Consider the following 17738-nt stretch of genomic DNA (forward strand, 5'->3'; position numbering starts at 1 on the left):
ATGACCAGCAGCCCTCCCACGGTCGAGCTCGACCTGTTCGCCGACGACGTGCTCGTCGACCCCTATCCGACCTTCGCCACCCTGCGCGAACTCGCCCCGGTCGTGTACCTGCCCGCCCACGACGTCTACGCCCTGACCCGCTACGAGGTCATCCGCGCCGCCCTCGCCGACCCCGCGACATTCTCCTCGAGCCGCATCGCCTTCAACCCGGCCGCCAACGAAGCCCTGCAGGGCACCTCGCTGGCCTCCGACCCGCCGATCCACACCGAACTGCGCGCCACCCTCACCGAGAATCTCTCCCCGCGCGCACTGCGCGGACTCGCGACCACCATCACCACCAAGGCGGACCGGCTCGTCGCCGAACTGGTCGAGCGGGGAACCTTCGACGCCGTCGACGCCCTCGCCCGCGCCTTCCCCCTCGAGATCGTCGCCGACCTCATCGGCTTCACCGGGGAGGTCCGCGACAACATGCTCCGTTGGGGACAGGCCGCCATGGAAGTGCTCGGCCCGATGAATCCGCGCACCGCCGAGAACTTCCCCATCGCCGGGGAACTGTACGCATGGTGCTCGCAGGTCCGCGCCGACGATCTCGCCCCCGGCTCGGTCGGTCGCCGCATCTTCGACGCCGAAGCCCGCGGCGCCGTCCCGGCCGACAGCGCCGGACACATCATCCACCAGTATCTCGGCGCCGGAGTGGATACCACCATCGCTTCCCTCGGCAACGTCGTCGCTCTGTTCTCGGCCTTCCCCGAACAGTTCGACCGCGTCCGCGCCGACCGCACCCTGGTGCCCGCCGCCTTCGCCGAGGTACTGCGCTACTGGGCGCCGCTGCACGCCTGGGGTCGCGCGGTGACCCGCCAGGTGGACATCGACGGCTACACCCTCCCGGCCGGCGCGCAGGTGGCGATCCTGTTCGGCGCCGGCAACCGCGACCCGCGGCACTACGACGAGCCGGACATCTTCCGCGTCGACCGTAATCCGGTCGACCATCTGTCCTTCGGTTACGGCCCGCACGGCTGCGCAGGGCAGGGCCTCGCGCGGCTGGAAGCCCACGCGGTGATCTCCGCGCTGGCCACCCACACGAGCCGCCTGGTCGCCGCGGAACCCGCCCGCGTGCCCACCAACACCACCCGTTCCATCGACACCCTCGAGATCCTGGAGGTCGTTCCCGCATGAAGATCACCCTCGATCGCCCCCGCTGCGAAGGCCACGGCCTGTGCGAGGAGGCCGCCGCCGAGCTGATGCATCTCGACGACCACGGGGAACTGGTCCTCGACGTCACCGAGTTGCCCGAGGACAGCCCGCAGGCCGCGGCCGCCCGCGCCGCCGTGCGGGTCTGTCCCGTCGCCGCCCTCGCGCTGGCATGAGCACCCCTGCCTTCCCGAGCGCCGCGGCGCCGAACCGGATCGTCGTGGTCGGTAACGGCATTGCCGGGCAGACCGCCTGCGACAGCCTGCGCGCCGCCGGCTTCGACGGGCAGCTGACCATCGTCGGGGAGGAGAACCGTCCCGCCTACTCCCGACCGGCGCTGTCGAAGGCGCTGCTCACCGACGGCGGCTCGCCCGAGCTGCCCGCCCCGGCGCACGGCGCTACCGAACTGCTCGCTGTCACCGCGGTGGGACTGGATCTCACCGCGCGGGTCGTCCACCTCGACGACGGCACCGAGTTGCCCTTCGACGGGCTGGTCATCGCCAGCGGCTCCCGACCCCGCCGGGCGGGACCGGTGGGGGATGGTGCGCTGGTACTGCGCACCCTCGACGACGCCCTGACCTTGCGGGCGCGACTCGCCGACCGACCCGTGGTCACGGTCGTCGGGGCCGGCCCGCTCGGCATGGAGGTCGCCTCCGCGGCCACGCAGGCCGGCTGCGAGGTCACCGTCGTCACCGAGCACCCCCCGCTGCGCCCGCAGTTCGGACCATATCTGTCCGAGATCTTCACCGCCGCGGCCACCGCCGCCGGAGTGAAGATCGTGTCCGGCACCGCCACCGGGCTCGACGCCACCGCGGTGACCCTCGGCGACGGCACCCACATCACCGCCGATCTCGTCGTCGCCGCGATCGGGGACCTGCCCAATGTGGCGTGGCTGCAGGACAGCGGGCTGCTCACCGACGGTCGCCTCGTCGCCGATGCCCGCGGCCGCGTCGCCCCGGGCATCGTCGCCGCCGGTGACGTCGTGCATCTCCCGATCCGCGGCGTCGTGCGGCGCAGTCCGTTGTGGAACAGCGCCATCGAACAGGCCCGTGTCGCGGCGCTGGCGCTGCTGCGTGGGGACGACGCGCCGGAATACGCCGCCGACCCGTACTTCTGGACCGAGCAGTTCGGGTTGCACCTCAAGGCGATCGGGCATCTTCCGGTCGACGGGGAACCGGACGTCCTCGTCGGCGACGAGCCGCACGGGCCGGCGCTGCTGCACTGGCGGCATCCGGACGGCGCCGGGGTGGCGGTGGCGCTCAACCACCGCATCTCCATTCCCCGCTTGCGGCGCACCGCCACCACCGGCCGGCCGCCGACCGCCGCAGCGACGCCCGCGTAAGTTCGTGTGGGTGAACCGACCCGCGGAGCATCCGGCCGACCCCGACCTACCGCGGCTGGCGTCGGTCAATCTGAACCTGCTGGTGCCGCTGCTGGCGGTGCTCGAGGAACGCTCGGTCACCCGCGCGGCGGCGCGGGTGGGGATCACGCAGCCGGCGATGAGCCACGCCCTGGGCCGGATGCGCCGGTTGTTCGGGGACGATCTGGTGGTCCGGCAGGGGAGCGGGCTAGTGCTCACGCCCCGCGCGGCGGAATTGATCGGCCCGCTGCGGGACGTACTGCGGCAGACCGCGCGGGTGGTGGATTTTCCCGGTTTCGACCCGGCCCGCGACTCCCGCACCGTCACCTTGGCGATGACCACCAGCACCGCCTTCGTCGTCGGCCCGGAGCTGAGCCGCCTCGTCACCGCGCGGGCCCCGCACGCGACGGTACGCCTGCGCACCTTCATCGAACCGCAGCCGGCCGATTTCACCGACGACGGTGTCGACGTGGTGCTGCTGTCACAGGCGTTCTCCGCGCCCTATCCGCGCGAGCGGCTCTACGAGAACCGGTGGGTGGTGATCGCCCATCCGGACACCGATCCGCAGGCGTCCGCGCTCGAGTTGCTCTCGTCGATCCCGCACGTCACCTACGATGCGCGGCACCGGGTGGCGCCCTATGCCGCGTTGGACGCGGCGGGGGTGCGTTACCGGATCGGACAGTTGATCTCCGATTTCCTGCTCATCCCGCATCTGGTGGGCCGATCCGGTGGGGTCGCCGTGCACACCTATCGGGTGGCGCAGCAGATGCGCCGGCAGATGCCCCTGCGGATCGAGGAGTTCCCGTTGCCGGTGGCCCCGCTCGGTGTGGATGTGGTGTGGAATCCGCGGCTGGCCGACGGCGAGTTCATCGCCTGGCTGCGTGGCATCCTCGCCGAGGCGATCGTGGCCACCGAGAGGCTCGCGGCGACTCAGTCGGGCACGTCGAGCAGATAGCACCACGAGTCGGTGAGCTCGTCGAGGCAGATCGCCCGCGGGGTGCGCCAGCCGACGGAGAAGTAGCGCCGCGACATGTGTTCGAGCTGCCCGAAGGCCAGCACGCAGCGGATGCGGCGACGGTCGGGGGCGAGCCGGCCGGCCCGGTCGAGGCCTTCGGTCATGTCGGTGACGGCGCTTTCGAACCACCGCTCGGTCTTCGCGGCCACGTCCGGGTCGTGTGCGGCCTGATAGGAGGCCGTCATATAGGGCTTGATCTCGTCCCACTGGGAGAGTTTGCGATCGAGCCACTGCCGGATCAGCGGGCGTGACCCCGAGGCGACGACCGCGGTCAGGCTCGGGTCGTCGGCGGCGGTGAGGATCGTGTCGACCTTCGTCAGCAAGGCGCTCATCACGTCGGCCTTGGACGAGAAGTGCAGGTAGAAGGTGGTGCGGGTGGACCCGGCGGCGGTCGCGATGTCGTCGATGGTGGTCGCCGCGTAGCCCTTGGTGCCGAACAGTTCGAGGGCCTTGGCGAGGAACAACTCGTAGGTCATCTGCTTCTGGGCGGCACGAAGGGACATGGACAGCCATCCTAGCCTCGACCGCTCACTTACCGACGAGTACATTCACACATCGACGCGTCAATTCACTTGACAGTCTGTAATCCGAATCTTTACCGTGACTCCCACCACGTCGCGCCCTGCGACGCCGATGAAAGGAAGCGCGATGACCGGCCCCGAGACCGCGACCGCCACCGTCCACACCGTCCTCGGCCCGGTCCCCGCCGACGACCTCGGCGTCGTCGCCGTCCACGAGGCCCTGCTCTCCGTGCTGCCCGGCGCCCAGTACGCCTACGACATCGACCTCGACCGCGCCGCGATCTTCACCACCCTGCTCGGCAAGCTCCGCGACTTCCGCGCCGCCGGCGGCGGCACCCTCGTCGACGCCACCGGCATGTTCCACGGCCGCGACGTACCGATGTACGAGAACCTCTCCCGCGCCTCCGGGGTGCACATCATCGCCTCCACCGGCCTGGGCCCGGAAAACCTGCTCGGCGGCTACTTCCTGACCCCGCAGACCAACCCGCCCACCCCCTGGCCCGCCGACAAGTTCGCCGACCTGTTCACCCGGGAGGTCACCGAGGGCATGGTCGTGCCGCGCGTCGAACGCCGCGCCGCCGCCGGCCTGATCGCCACCGCCGCCCACCCCGACGGCATGACCGCCACCGAGGAGAACCTGTTCCGCGGCGCCGCCCGCGCCGGCCGCGACACCGGCGTCGCGGTGTCCCTGCGCTACGGCAAGGACCCGCTGGCCGACCTCGACATCGCCCTCGACGAGCACCTGCCCGCCGACCGCATCGTCGTCGGCGGACTCGACCGCCGCGACGCCGTCGCCGCCGGAGCCCCCGCCGAGATCGCCCGCCGCGGCGCCTACATCGCCCTCGATCACCTCGGCAGTACCGACGACCGGCACCTCTCCGACGCCGAGCGCGTCGACCTGATCACCGAACTCGTCGCCGCCGGGCTCGGCCACCGCATCCTGCTCTCGTGCCGGGCCACCGGCGTCGCCACGGGCCACCCGGCCCGGGAACTGCCCTTCGGCTACGTGCTCACCACCTTCGCGCCGCAGCTGCGCGCCGCCGGCCTCGGCGAAGACGAGCTCACCGGCATCCTCACCGTCAACCCGCGCGCGCTGCTCACGGTGTCCTCGCCCCGCCCGAGCACCGACCAGTAACCACCGAGAAGTCTTCGCCCGAAGGGGAATTGTTGTGTCGAGAGTGAACACCGTCCTGGGACCGATCGCACCCGAGGAACTGGGCATCGTCGCCATCCACGAACACATCGGATACGGCATGCCCGGCTCCGAACTGGACACCCGCTGGTGGAAGAGCCCCGAGGTCCGCTACGAGGAGACCGTCCCGAAGCTGCGCGCCTTCCACGACTACGGCGGCGGCACCTTCGTCGACGTCACCGGCATCTGCAACGGCCGCGACATCGACTACTACAAGTCGCTCTCGGCCAAGACCGGCGTGCACATCGTCGCCTGCACCGGCTTCGTCGGCGGCGACACCGCCCTGCCGTTCTTCGAACGCGCCTCCGTCGACTACCTGATGCGCCAGTTCGTGCACGAGATCACCGTCGGCATCGGCGACACCGGCAGCCGCGCCGGGGTCATCAAGGTCGGCGTCTCCCGCGGCGGGAAGATGACCGAACTCGACAAGCGCATCTACCGCGCCGCCGCCCGCGCCGCCCTCACCACCGGCGTGCCGATCCTCACCCACCTCGCCATCGACGCCGAGACCGCCATCGCCATCTTCACCGAGGAAGGCCTGCCGCTGCACCGGGTGCTGTTCGGGCACGCCGACGACGGGGTCAACGCCGAAAAGACCCGCGACACCTGGATCGCACAGCAGGGCGGCCGGGTCGGCTTCGACACCTTCGGCTACGAGACCGAACTCGAGGACCCGCCGTTCTGGGCCCGCCCCCGCGCCGAGCGCCTCGCCCACTTCCTGCGCTTCCTGAATGCCGGCCACCTCGATCAGGCCCTGGCCGGCGTCGACGCCAACTGCAGCCCACTCGGCTGGCCGGGCGTCAAGGGACACACCGTGAACTACCTGTTCGAGGACCTCATCCCGGACCTGCGCGAGGCCGGACTCGACGAGGCCACCATCACCACGCTGTTCGTCGAGAACCCCGCCGACTTCCTCACCATCGCGCAACCCTGACCCGAACCTCCCGGCGCGCACCCGCGCGCCCTCCGAAAGAGACACCCACATGCAGACCTCGGATCTGACCGATCTCACCATCGCCATCGTCGGCGCGGGATATGCCGGTGCGGCCGCCGCCCGGGCCCTGTCGTTGCTCGGCGCGAACGTCACCGTCTACGAACAGGCCACCGAGATCCGCGAGGTCGGCGCCGGCATCGGTCTGCGCCCGTCGAGCATGGAACGCTTCCGCGAGTGGGGCATCGCCGACGACATCGCGAAGGTCAGCGCACCGAGCGACTACTTCGAGATCCTCACCGCCACCGGCGATCCCATCATGAAGGACACCTGGCCGGCGCACGGCGACCAGAAGCACACCCACCTGATCCACCGCGGCGACTTCATCGACACCCTCATCGCCGCCCTGCCCGACGGCATGGTCGCGCTCGGCCACAAGCTCGAGACCGTCATCGACCACGGCGATCGGACCACCCTCACCTTCACCAACGGCACCAGCGTCGACGCCGACCTGGTGATCGGCGCCGACGGCATCAAATCCGTGGTCCGCACACAGCTGTTCTCCCACGCCGAACCGGTGTTCTCCGGGGAACGCGCCTACCGCGCCGTCATCGACCTCGCCGACGCACACGGGATGGTCACCGACGACAACCTGCGCATGTACATCGGCAAGGGCACCAAGGTGTACCTGCTGCCGCTGCGCCACCGCAATCAGGTGTCCTTCGACATCACCGCCCTGTGCCCGGATCCGGACTGGGCGCCGCAGGTGAGCAAGGACGACATGCTCGCCACCGTCGCCGGTTTCGACCCGCGCATCGTCGACATCACCGCCGGCCTCGACATGGACATCGTCAACATCCGCGGCGTCTACGACATCGACCCGATCGACCGCTGGCACAGCGACTCGGTGGTGCTCGTCGGCGACGCCGCCCACTCGATGCTGCACCACCAGGGCCAGGGCGCGAACTCGGCGATCCTCGACGCCGGGGTGCTCGCCGACTGCCTGCGCGACGCCGACACCGTCGCCGAGGCGCTCGCCGCCTACCAGGCGCAGCGCAAGCCGGTCACCGACGAACTGCAGCGCATCTCCCGCCAGGGCTGGACCGAGGACGAAGTGCAGGACGTCTTTCCCGGCCAGAAACCCGCCGCGCAGCAGCCTGCCCGGTAGTTCACCACCCACCCGCTCACCGCCCCGAAGGAGACGACCGGCCATGCCGTTGCACCCCGAGATCGCCCGGATCCTCGCCGACCTGCCCGCCCCGCCGCCCGGACCGCTCGATCCGGCCGCGATGCGCGCCGGGGATCAGGCCCAGGTGCCGCCACTCGAGGAGCGACTGCCCCTGCACGACGTCCGCGACACGATCGCCGCGACGCCCACGGGACAGGTGCCGGTGCGGGTCTACACCCCGACCGCCGCCGACACCTCCGGTCTGCTCGTCTACTTCCACGGCGGGGCGTTCTTCCTCGGCAGCCTCGACACCCACGACCACGTCGCCCGGCACCTCGCGAAGGCCACCGGCTGCACCGTGGTGTCCGTCGGCTACCGCCGCGCCCCCGAGGCACAGTTCCCGGCCGGCCTCGACGACTGCTACGCCGTGGTGCGCTGGGCCACCGAACACGGCGACGACCTGCACTGGGACGGCACCACTCTCGCCCTCGCAGGTGACAGCTCCGGCGCCAACTTCGTCGCCGCCGTCACCGGTCTCGCCCACGACGACGGCTTCGACCGCATCACCCACCAGGTGCTGTACTACCCGTCCCTCGACCTGGACTTCGACGAAGACCGCTACCCGTCGATGCGGGAGAACGCCGTCGGCTACGGCCTCGAAACCGCCGGCCTGAAACCGTTCAACGCCTTCTACTTCGACAGCGGCGCCGACCCCGCCGACCCGCGCGTCTCACCGATCAAGCGCGAAGACCTGTCGGGCCTGCCCGCCGCGCTGATCGTCACCGCCGAGTTCGACCCGATGCGCGACGAAGGCGAACTGTACGCCCGGCGACTCGAGGACGCCGGGGTTCCCGTCACCCTGATCCGGTATGCCGGCGCCAACCACGGCTTCGTGCAGAACTTCTCGTGGATCCCCGAATACGCACAGGTCTTCGACGAGACCGCCGCCTTCCTCCAGGGCAGCCGGCATGAGTGACGTGACGATCCACCCGATCGTCTCCCCGTGGGGACGCTTCGGGCTCTACACCTTCTACATCGACGCCGAACAGCCCGCGATCGTCGACACCGGCATCGCCACCTCTCCGGCCGAGGGCATGGCCCCGGCCCTCGAGAAACTCGGCCGGCGCCTCGAGGACGTGCGCTGGATCCTGCTCACCCACGGGCACATCGACCACATCGGCGGCGCCCACGCCCTGTGGGAGGCCACCGGCCGCAAAGCCCAGGTCGTCATCCACCACGCCGACGCACCCCTGCTGCGCTCCCGGCAGGCACACGTCGACGACTACCTCGCCGGCCGCGGACAGTACCTGAACGACCCCGACGGAGCCGCGAAGGTCACCGCCGCCGCCGAAGCGGTCATCTCCGGGGAGATGGAACCGACCATGCTCGTGCGCGGGGGAGAGACGATTTCCCTCGGCGGGGGTGTGGAGATCTCCGTGCACTCCATCCCCGGCCACACCCCGGGATCGGTCGCCTACGTCGTCGAAGGCCGGAACAGCGTGTTCGTCGGCGACGCCGTGCAGGTCCACGGCGCCGCCAACGGGTTCCCCGGCTACACCGACCCCGACGCCTACCGCGACAGCCTCGCCTACCTGCGCGAGACGATCCGCCCCGACACGCTCTACCTCGGGCACCCCTACCGCCGCACCGACGGCACCGCCTACGGCGTCGAACTCGACCGCGACCAGGCCGCCGAAGCACTGCGCGAGAGCGTCGACATCGAAGGGGGAGTGCGCGGCGCCGCGCACCGCTGCCTGTGTCACGGCCTGCTCGACACCGACTCGCCCTATTCGCCCTTCACCCCGGTCGCCGACGACCTCGGCTACACCGGCGATCCCACCCTCGAACCGTCCCCGTTCTTCACGACGCTGCACGGCTACCGCACCCAGTTTTCGCATCAGCACTGATCACCCAGAGGAGTCGTAGGTTCCCATGGCCGAGTTCGACACGTTCGACGCAGGCGGACAGACCATCCACATCCGCAAACACCTGCGGGTCCCCATGCGCGACGGCATCGAGTTGGCCGCCGACGCCTACCACGGCGTCGACGACAAGCCCCGCCCCGCGCTCGTCGCCCTGAGCCCCTACGGCAAGGAACTCCAAGCCCTCGCCCTGACCACCCCGCCGCAACGCCGCCCCAGCCCCATGTGGGACGGCTGCATCGAAGCCGGCGACATCGCCCGCGTCGTCGCCGAGGACTACGTCCACGTCATCGGCGACATCCGCGGCACCGGCGACTCCGACGGCGAGCACATCGGCAACTACAACGCCGGCGGTGTCTCCCTCGGCCAGGACGCCTACGACTTCATCGAATGGGTCGCCGCGCAACCCTGGTGCGACGGCAACGTCGGCATGATCGGCATCTCCTATTTCGGATCCATGCAGGTCCTCGCCGCCGCCGAACGCCCCCCGCACCTCAAGGCCATCTTCGTCTCCGGCGGCCACTACGACTTCTACGAGACCACCTACCACGGCGGCATCATGTGGTTCATGCCCCGCGCCGCCCGCGAGGGCCGCGGCGGCGACTCCGGCTGGGCGTTCACCGACCGCGTCACCTCCCGCATGCTCGAGACCTACAGCCCCGACGAGATCCAGGCACGCGTCGCCCAGCGGCTCGCCGACCCCGACGTCGCGGCCTGGCCGAACCTCGTGCACGTGCTCCACTACCCGAAGCACCACGAAGCGTGGTTCGACATCATCACCAACGAACTCGACGGCGAGTGGTACGAGGAACGCAACCCCATCAACCTCGCCCGGAACATCGACATCCCCGTCTACCTGCAGATCGACCAGGGCCGCGGCTGGACGATGGACGGCACCATCGAACTGTTCCACGCCCTGCAGGGACCGAAGAAGCTCGACATCGGCCCCTATCCGCCCATGCAGTCGCGGCCCTTCATCGAAGAGCACGACACGATGTTCCGCTGGTACGACTACTGGATCAAGGGCATCGACAACGGCATCATGGACGAACCCGCCGTGAACGTCTTCGTCGAAGGCTCACGACGGCGCGTCACCGCCGACCAGTGGCCACCGAAGGACATCGAGTATCGGTCGCTGTATCTGCGCCCGCGCGGCAAGCTGTCCACCGACCCCGAACCGATGGGCGTCCGGTACGCCGCCCCGGACGGCTTCTACCAGGCGCCGCTCACGGTCACCGACAAGGTCGAGATCCTGAAATGGGAAACCCCGGTCTTCGCCGAACCCACCGAGATGATCGGCACCGGCGCCGCGCACATCTTCGCCGAGATCGACCAGGCCGACACCAACTTCATCCTCCGCATGTGGGATTACGCCCCGAACGGCACGCGGCAGCTGATCACCACCGGCTACCTCAAGGCCTCGCACCGCGAACTCGACCCCGAACGCACCACCGAAGGCGACCCCTACCACCCGCACACCCGCGCCGTGCCGGTCGAACCCGGCAGCATCGAGGAATACGTGCTGCGGCTGTATCCCTTCGCCAACACCTTCCTGCCCGGCCACAAGCTCGTCGTGGAACTGTCGAACAACGAACCGCTCGCCGACGAACACAACGCACTGCTGCCGCCGGACGCCTTCCACCTGCCCGTCGGCCGCCCGGTGACCCACAAGATCTACCGGGACGCCACGCACCCCTCGCGGCTGGTGCTGCCGTTCACCACCGGCAACGCAGAGAACTGATCCCACCCGGATCCGTCTCAGCCGAGCCCGGTGAGCGCCTCCGGTACCCACCCGGGCCACCGGACGGCACCGACCGGGACCCCGGCGGCGAACCGCGCCACCGGCGCCGGGGTCCCCGAGGCGGTGTCGTACACCGTCGCCTGATCGGCGCGCCGGATCGCCTCGACCACCAGCGGCCACAACCGCCGATAACGGGCCCGGATCTTGTCCTCCGGCACCGAATGCCCACCCGCGGCCACCCGGTGCTGCACACGCAGCACCGACATCGTCTCGGGCACCAGCATCACGTGCACCACCACCGTGAACCCCGCCTCGTGCGCCCGGTCGATCAACTCCAGCTTCGACGGATGCGAGAACACCGTCTCGGCGATGAACGAACGTCCCTGCCGCAACAGCCGCTCCCGCGCCGCCGCCGCGAGTTGCGCAGCCTCGTACGACATCTCCTCGGCCCGCTCCGGCCATCGCTGCCGCGCGATGACATCGGCATTGACGAACACGCTGCGCGGCAGCAGGGGAGCGAGGGACAACTCGACGAAGGTCGACTTGCCGGACCCGTTCGGTCCGACGATCAGATCCAGTCGCCTCATTCGTCGTCGAGCACCCGGCGACTACCGTCCGGACGCTGTTCGACCAGCCGGCCCTCGTCGTCGAGCAGTACCGTGGTCACCCCGCGCGCGGCGAGCACCCCGGCATAGTCGGCGCGGGCCAGCCCGTCGGCCAGGCGGGCGTCGATCTCCGCGTCGAACAACCGGCCTTCGGCGGTGGTGAGTTCGCTGGTCTCGCGCAGCCCGGCCAGAGCATCCTGTACCCGGTGCAGCGAGGCGGTCTCGTGCGCGGTCATCGCGCGGCCGATACGGGCCCAGTATTCGAGTTGCTGGCGCCCGGTGCGGTTCTGGCGGCCGCCCTCGGCGATGGCGCTGTCGACGAGTTCGGCGTCGAAGCGGGTGACCTTGTCGGTGGACGACGTCATGACGACCTCCCCTTGTTGCAGACTGCTACCGATCGTAGCGCGCTGCAACACCGACGTGCACCCCCGGATCCGCGCCATCGCCGATTCGTGACCTCATCCACCACACCACCACCCGGATCGACACCCGATCGCACCCGTCCCGTCGCCGGGCGCACCCGGCGTCGGCCTAGCGTGAGCGACGTACCCACATCGCAAGGAGGTGCGCGATGACCACGGACACACACGACCTCGACGAAGCACGCCTCGAACAGACCCTCGGGCAACTCGTCGTCGACATGGGCGCGGCCATGAACGGGGCACTGGTACTCATCGGTGTCGAGCTCGGCCTGTGGCGGGCCCTCGATGCATCCGGCCCGACCACCAGCGAACAACTCGCCACCGACACCGGCATCCGCGAACGCTATCTGCGTGAGTGGCTGGCGGCGCAGGCCGCGAGCGGATATCTGAGCTACGACCCGGACACTGCAACCTTCACCCTCTCACCGGAACACGCCATGGCGCTGGCCCGTGAAGACAGCCCGGTCTACCTGGCCGGAGGTTTCCACCTGATCAGTTCGGTCTACAAGGACCGCCGGCGCATCACCGACCGGATCCGCAACGGCGACGGCTTCGGCTGGCACGAACACGATCCGGAACTGTTCATCGGCACCGAACAGTTCTTCCGCCCCGGATACCGGGCCAACCTCGTCGACGCGTGGCTCCCTGCCCTCGACGGTGTCGTCGACACGCTGCGTGCCGGCGCGACCGTCGCCGATGTCGGGTGTGGGCACGGGGTATCGACGACGATCCTCGCGCAGGCGTTCCCGGAGTCCACGGTGCGCGGCTTCGACTATCACGACGCGTCGATCGCGCGGGCACGCGAACTGGCCGCCGAGGAAGGAGTCGGCAACGTCTCCTTCGACGTCGCCTCGGCCGCGGACTTCCCGGGAGAGGGTTACGAGCTGATCTGTTATTTCGACTGCCTGCACGACATGGGGGATCCGGTCGGCGCACTGCGCCATGCCCGTGAGAGCGTGGCGGACGACGGCAGTGTGATGCTCGTCGAGCCGTTCGCGCACGACAGCCTGCCCGAGAATCTCGATCCGGTGGGCCGGATGTACTACGCCGCCTCCACGGTGCTGTGCACCCCGTCGTCGCTCGATCAGCCCGTCGCCCTCGGTCTCGGCGCCCAGGCCGGCGAGCGGCGCCTCGGGGAGGTCGCCGCCGAAGCGGGATTCGGCACCTTCCGGCGGGCGACGGAAACACCGTTCAACCTCGTCCTCGAAGCACGACCCTGACCCTCCAATTCGTCACAGTGACGAATTAGGGATGATGGGACGTCGGCGCAGGGGAGACCCCTCGGTGAGCCGGCACAGCGGATGAGTCAGGATCGGGGCATGGACCGCGCCGCCCGACTCTCCCTCGCCCTCGAACGCCAGGACGGCCGATGCCTGTGGTGCGGTCGCGCGTTCGGCCGGTTGATCACCCCGACGACCGACCATCTGGTGCCGCGCCTCAAAGGCGGCCCGAGCATCACGGCCAACGAGGTCGCGGCCTGCCGCCGTTGCAACGCCGACCGCGGCCACACCGGACCGGTCGACTGGCTCGACGAGTGCCGGCGCCGACCCGACCGGTCACCGCAGACCGCGCTGCTCGCGACGCTGCTCGACGAGCTGGATACCGAACTCGACCGTTCCGGCGGCCGGCGGCGGGCGCGGCAGTACCTGACCAGTCAGCTGCGCCGGTTGCACAACACGGATTCATGAGCCCGCCCGTCCACCCTGAAACGTCACAGTGACGTTTCAGGGTGGACGGGCGGGGCGCGGAGGGGACCGGCCGGGGGTCGAAGCAGGGCCGAATCGGCCGCCGGGCACGAGCGCCGATGCCGATCGATTCGGCCGGCCGGCCGGCGGCTGGGCGCCGACACGAGGCCGCGGCGGGAACCGGCCACGGAGACATCGCCGGCAGGCAACGTACCGGAACGCCTCACCGGCGAGGCACGCCGCAGGAACGACACGTCCTGCGACATCGTGGCGCACAACGAGCAGCCGGCCACACAGGACGATCGACGGGCCGGCGGGCCGAGTCGGGCTCGGACGTGCCGTTCACCCAGGTCGATAAATTGCCGATAATCTACATTATGTTAACTAGACCGGATCCGGACCTCCTCCGCGCTGCTGCGGCGGGGCGTGCGGAGCCCCTCGGAGACCTCGGCTCGAAAGCGTCGCGTACGACACGCAGCCGGGCGACGAACCCGACTCGGCCGGCTTCTCCGCACGGCCCGTCCGGGTCCACCCCGGAGCCCTCAGCCGAGGCGGATCACGCCGCGACCCGATCACCGACCACCGCGTGCCGATCGACCTCGCGTCGCGGCGACACATATCCCGTTCCGTCCGTTGCGACGACGCCGCACCGGGTGTCGACGCCGCACACACCGACGTATCGCTCGTGATAGTCCGCATGCGGCAGGCCGGGCAGGCCCCGTCCCCCGGGGCACCCCGACAGCCGGCCGACGAGCCTCACCCCTTCCATATTTGATGGATAATCACCGTTATCCATGAAGCATCCCCTGCGGCAACAGCAGTCGGATCGCGTCGATCGCATCGACGGCCCTCGCCAGCCCGGGCAGCACTCCCGCGATCCACTCCCGCGATCCACTCCCGCGATCCACTCCCGCGCCGGCCTCGACCGCTCGTCCCGCGACTCTGCCCACACCCGCTGCCCCATACCCGGTACTGACCGTCACCCCCACCCCCGCAGCGCACCCCGAAGACGAGTTCCAGTCCCCTCCCGCCACACCCTCCCCGCGCGCCTCGATTCGTCACGGTGACAGTGAGGAGCCACAATCCGGCGTGGTGCTCCCCCGTACACCGCCGCCAGGCCCTACGGTAGGCGTCGTGACGACCCCCGCATCGAGCTATCTGTTCCAGGCCCGGACCTTCGTGAGCGGCTCCCGAAAGTGGCGACTCGAGGTGGCACTGGCCACCGCGAAGATCTGCGAGAGCTTCGAACGGCCCTATCCGGAGTCGGTCCGTTCGATGGTGCACGACGCCTACGACCTGCTCCGGCTCGACGCACCCGAGGTGGCCGCCGAATTCGGTCCCCCTTCGCTCTGAGACCGACACCGCACGGATGCGCACGGTCGGTACTGTGCACCACAACTGACGGTCTTTCCGACGAGCGGCGGTACCTCGATGAACCCTGCGGTATGGCTCACCCCCGGACAACTGTCCGAACGCGCCGGCGTCGCGGTCTCCGCGCTGCACTACTACGAGTCGCGCGGCCTGATCGCCAGCCGCCGCACCACCGGCAACCAGCGCCGATATCGCCGCGACACCTTGCGCAAGGTCGCCTTCATCAAGGTCGCCCAGGGTGTCGGAGTGTCTCTCGAGGAGATCAAGGACGCCTTCGATTCGTTGCCCGACAGCCGGGTCCCCACCACCGAGGATTGGGCGCGACTGTCCCGCGCGTGGCACGACCGCCTCACCCGACGCATCGACGCGCTCACCGCTCTGCGCGACAGTTTCACCGACTGCATCGGATGCGGATGTCTGAGCTTGGCCTCGTGTCCGCTCGCGAACCCCGGCGACGTCCTCAGCGCACAAGGGCCCGGCCCACGCCGTCTTCCCCTGCCCGACGAGCCACCGGAGCCGGTCCTGGACGGTCGGTGACTCCGCGAGGGCGCTGCGCCGAGCACAGCCGAGGTGGTAGGCAGGAGACAGTCAGCATTACGCCTCGCGCAGCTCGGAGAGTGATTCGAGCACTCGGATGGGACGGCGATGAGAGTTCTCGTGGTCGGTGCGTCCGGTTATGTCGGTAGCCGAGTCGTCCCCGCCTTGCTCACAACCGGCTGCACCGTCCGTGTCGGCGCCCGCGATCCCACCTCCGTGCGACGGTTCCGGTGGTACGACCGTGTCGAAACCGCCGCTGTCGACGTCACCGCGTCGCACACATTGCCGTCCGCCCTCGCGGATGTCGATGTGGTGGTCTATCTCGTGCACGGCATGCGGTCGGCGAACTTCCGGGATCTCGATCTGACGGGTGCCCGCGAGATGCGGCGCGCTGTCGACGCGTCCTCGGCGACCGGAATCGTCTACGTCTCCGGTTTCGTACCCGACTGCGAGCCGCAGGAGATGTCCGAACATCTGCTCTCCCGCTGGGAGGTCGAGCGGGAGCTCGCCCGCGCGGACCGATCGGTGATCACCCTGCGTGCCGGGATCGTTCTCGGTTCCGGTTCGACCAGCTTCGAGGTGCTCGGTCAGCTCGGCGGGCGACTTCCGGTCACGATGGTTCCCGACTGGATGTATGCGCTGGTCGAACCGATCGCAGTGGTCGACCTGACCACGGCGGTGCTCGGCGCGGTGTTCTCCGAGTTGCCCACCGAGTCGTTCGATGTGGGGTGTGGGGAGATGTCCAGCTACCCCGATCTGCTGCGTCTCTACGGGGCGATCACCGCGATGCCGCGTGTCCGGGTCACGCTCCCCCGGCTTCCGGCGACGGTGATCGGCAGGATCGGTTCATGGTTGACCGACGTGCCGTCCGTGACGGTCACCGCTCTGATGGAGAGTCTGCGCCACGACATGATCGCCCGGGACCGCCGGTGGATCGGCCGCCTGGTCCCCTCCGGCTATCGTCCCGTCGGTATCGAGCGGGCACTGCAACGCGCGGTGCTTCCCGCAGATCCGGCTGTCGCACCGGAGGATCGGGATCCGATGGGTGCCTTGCCGGGTGATCCGCCGTGGGCTGTCGCGGCGGCGGAGGCCCGCCGGTATTCCGCGCGGGGTATCCCCCCGCGTCGCGGCCGATCGAGGGGGCGATGATGCGCGACAGCGACATGAGCCGACCCGAGCTGCCCCTTTTTCTCCGGCGAGTGCGCGCCGTGGCCCGGTAGCCGGTGTTAGCTTGACGGGATGGCGGTACCGAACCTGCCTTCTCCGGGCGAGAAGGGCTCCAGTGGCGGGCATCCGGGGACAGAGCCCCACTCCGGTGGGTTGGCGAGCAAGCTGAATTGGTTGCGGGCGGGGGTGCTCGGCGCGAACGACGGGATCGTGTCGACCGCCGGGTTGGTGGTCGGTGTCGCCGCGGCGACACCGAACGAGTCGGCGATTCTCACCGCCGGTGTAGCGGGGCTTGCCGCGGGTGCGGTATCGATGGCGCTGGGCGAGTACGTGTCGGTGAGCACTCAGCGCGACACCGAACGCGCGGCCCTGTCGACGGAGCGTCGTGAGCTCGCCGCCTCGCCCGAGGCGGAGCTGCAGGAACTCGCGGATCTGCTCCGGCGCAGGGGGTTGTCGGCGGCCACGGCTCGTACTGCGGCAGAGGAGTTGACGGCCCGGGATCCGCTGGTCGCGCATGCCGAAGTGGAGTTGGGTATCGACCCGGCCGAACTGGCGAACCCGTGGGCGGCGGCGCTGTCGTCCGCGGTCTCGTTCACGCTGGGGGCGTTGGTGCCGTTGCTGGTGATCATTGCGGTGCCGGACGCGACACGCATCCCGGTGACCTTCGTGGCGGTGTTGTGTGCGCTGGCGGTGACCGGATCGATCAGTGCGTGGCTCGGGGGTGCCCGGCACGGCCGGGCGGTGCTGCGGGTGGTGGTCGGCGGCGCGATCGCGATGGGTGTGACCTACGCGTTGGGGCAGTTGTTCGACGTCGCCGTCTAGCGCCGCGCAGCCCCGGCTATCTGCCGGGCGGGTTCGGTGGGTGCGCGGTGCGTACTTCGCTCCCCGCGCGAGGCGGGAGCCACCATAC

20 protein-coding genes are annotated in these 17738 nt (G+C 69.8%); 16 read left to right on the plus strand and 4 right to left on the minus strand.

What is annotated here, in order from left to right; translation table 11 throughout:
• The 4 genes from MOM01_RS18225 to MOM01_RS18240 are packed head-to-tail and all read left to right on the plus strand — an operon-like array spanning position 1 to position 3506.
• Entirely contained in the window at positions 1–1176 is a 1176-nt protein-coding gene (locus tag MOM01_RS18225; RefSeq protein WP_241386851.1) for a cytochrome P450, read from the plus strand.
• A complete protein-coding gene (locus MOM01_RS18230) occupies positions 1173–1367 on the plus strand; it encodes a ferredoxin (protein ID WP_241386852.1) in 195 nt (64 codons plus the stop codon). The genes MOM01_RS18225 and MOM01_RS18230 overlap by 4 nt, the downstream gene beginning before the upstream one ends.
• Complete coding sequence (locus tag MOM01_RS18235; protein ID WP_241386853.1) at positions 1364–2533, plus strand: NAD(P)/FAD-dependent oxidoreductase; 1170 nt, start codon at positions 1364–1366, stop codon at positions 2531–2533. Before MOM01_RS18230 ends, MOM01_RS18235 begins: the two co-directional genes overlap by 4 nt.
• A 10-nt stretch (positions 2534–2543) precedes the next feature.
• Positions 2544–3506 (plus strand): LysR family transcriptional regulator, encoded by a 963-nt coding sequence (locus MOM01_RS18240; protein WP_241386854.1) that lies wholly within the window; start codon positions 2544–2546, stop codon positions 3504–3506.
• Here the strand turns inward: MOM01_RS18240 and MOM01_RS18245 are convergent.
• Positions 3482–4069, minus strand: coding sequence for a TetR/AcrR family transcriptional regulator (locus MOM01_RS18245; protein ID WP_241386855.1), 588 nt, complete (start codon positions 4067–4069; stop codon positions 3482–3484). The genes MOM01_RS18240 and MOM01_RS18245 overlap by 25 nt on opposite strands.
• 145 nt (positions 4070–4214) lie before the next feature.
• Here MOM01_RS18245 and MOM01_RS18250 point away from each other — a divergent pair, with 145 nt between their 5' ends.
• Genes MOM01_RS18250 through MOM01_RS18275 form a run of 6 tightly spaced genes read left to right on the plus strand, consistent with a single transcriptional unit; the run spans position 4215 to position 11041 of the window.
• On the plus strand, positions 4215–5222 hold the full coding sequence (locus MOM01_RS18250; RefSeq protein WP_241386856.1) for a phosphotriesterase: 1008 nt from the start codon (positions 4215–4217) through the stop codon (positions 5220–5222).
• 34 nt (positions 5223–5256) lie between these two features.
• On the plus strand, positions 5257–6213 hold the full coding sequence (locus MOM01_RS18255; RefSeq protein ID WP_241386857.1) for a phosphotriesterase: 957 nt from the start codon (positions 5257–5259) through the stop codon (positions 6211–6213).
• A 49-nt stretch (positions 6214–6262) separates the two neighbouring features.
• Positions 6263–7378: an FAD-dependent monooxygenase gene (locus MOM01_RS18260; RefSeq protein ID WP_241386858.1), complete on the plus strand. Its 1116-nt coding sequence runs from the start codon at positions 6263–6265 to the stop codon at positions 7376–7378.
• 43 nt (positions 7379–7421) lie between these two features.
• Positions 7422–8354: an alpha/beta hydrolase gene (locus MOM01_RS18265; protein WP_241386859.1), complete on the plus strand. Its 933-nt coding sequence runs from the start codon at positions 7422–7424 to the stop codon at positions 8352–8354.
• Complete coding sequence (locus MOM01_RS18270) at positions 8347–9285, plus strand: MBL fold metallo-hydrolase (protein ID WP_241386860.1); 939 nt, start codon at positions 8347–8349, stop codon at positions 9283–9285. Before MOM01_RS18265 ends, MOM01_RS18270 begins: the two co-directional genes overlap by 8 nt.
• A gap of 25 nt (positions 9286–9310) precedes the next feature.
• A complete protein-coding gene (locus tag MOM01_RS18275) occupies positions 9311–11041 on the plus strand; it encodes a CocE/NonD family hydrolase (protein WP_241386861.1) in 1731 nt (576 codons plus the stop codon).
• A gap of 17 nt (positions 11042–11058) precedes the next feature.
• On the opposite strand, the gene MOM01_RS18280 is transcribed toward MOM01_RS18275, so the two are convergent.
• Both MOM01_RS18280 and MOM01_RS18285 read right to left on the minus strand, forming a co-directional pair.
• Positions 11059–11628 carry a zeta toxin family protein gene (locus tag MOM01_RS18280; protein ID WP_241386862.1) on the minus strand — a complete coding sequence of 190 codons (570 nt, stop codon included), beginning with the start codon at positions 11626–11628 and terminating at the stop codon, positions 11059–11061.
• Positions 11625–12011, minus strand: coding sequence for a ParD-like family protein (locus MOM01_RS18285; protein WP_241386863.1), 387 nt, complete (start codon positions 12009–12011; stop codon positions 11625–11627). Before MOM01_RS18285 ends, MOM01_RS18280 begins: the two co-directional genes overlap by 4 nt.
• Positions 12012–12217: 206 nt before the next feature.
• Here MOM01_RS18285 and MOM01_RS18290 point away from each other — a divergent pair, with 206 nt between their 5' ends.
• Complete coding sequence (locus tag MOM01_RS18290) at positions 12218–13288, plus strand: class I SAM-dependent methyltransferase (protein WP_241386864.1); 1071 nt, start codon at positions 12218–12220, stop codon at positions 13286–13288.
• Positions 13289–13387: 99 nt separating this feature from the next.
• On the plus strand, positions 13388–13756 hold the full coding sequence (locus MOM01_RS18295) for an HNH endonuclease (protein WP_241386865.1): 369 nt from the start codon (positions 13388–13390) through the stop codon (positions 13754–13756).
• Positions 13757–14309: 553 nt separating this feature from the next.
• Here MOM01_RS18295 and MOM01_RS18300 read toward each other — a convergent pair.
• Positions 14310–14522, minus strand: a complete 213-nt coding sequence (locus MOM01_RS18300) for a hypothetical protein (RefSeq protein WP_241386866.1) — start codon at positions 14520–14522, stop codon at positions 14310–14312.
• Between the two features lie 365 nt (positions 14523–14887).
• Between MOM01_RS18300 and MOM01_RS18305 the strand changes: the two genes are divergently transcribed.
• The 4 genes from MOM01_RS18305 to MOM01_RS18320 all read left to right on the plus strand — a co-directional run bounded on the left by MOM01_RS18305 (position 14888) and on the right by MOM01_RS18320 (position 17650).
• Positions 14888–15106: a hypothetical protein gene (locus tag MOM01_RS18305; protein ID WP_241386867.1), complete on the plus strand. Its 219-nt coding sequence runs from the start codon at positions 14888–14890 to the stop codon at positions 15104–15106.
• Positions 15107–15184: 78 nt separating this feature from the next.
• Positions 15185–15661: a redox-sensitive transcriptional activator SoxR gene (gene soxR / locus MOM01_RS18310; RefSeq protein WP_241386868.1), complete on the plus strand. Its 477-nt coding sequence runs from the start codon at positions 15185–15187 to the stop codon at positions 15659–15661.
• Positions 15662–15769: 108 nt separating this feature from the next.
• On the plus strand, positions 15770–16810 hold the full coding sequence (locus MOM01_RS18315) for an NAD(P)H-binding protein (RefSeq protein WP_241386869.1): 1041 nt from the start codon (positions 15770–15772) through the stop codon (positions 16808–16810).
• Positions 16811–16900: 90 nt separating this feature from the next.
• The gene (locus MOM01_RS18320) at positions 16901–17650 is read left to right on the plus strand and encodes a VIT1/CCC1 transporter family protein (RefSeq protein WP_241386870.1); all 750 of its coding nucleotides are present in this window, start codon (positions 16901–16903) and stop codon (positions 17648–17650) included.
• The last annotated feature ends 88 nt before the right edge of the window (positions 17651–17738 follow it).

The sequence above is a fragment of the Rhodococcus sp. CH91 genome, assembly GCF_022554085.1.
Classification (GTDB): Bacteria; Actinomycetota; Actinomycetes; order Mycobacteriales; family Mycobacteriaceae; genus Rhodococcus.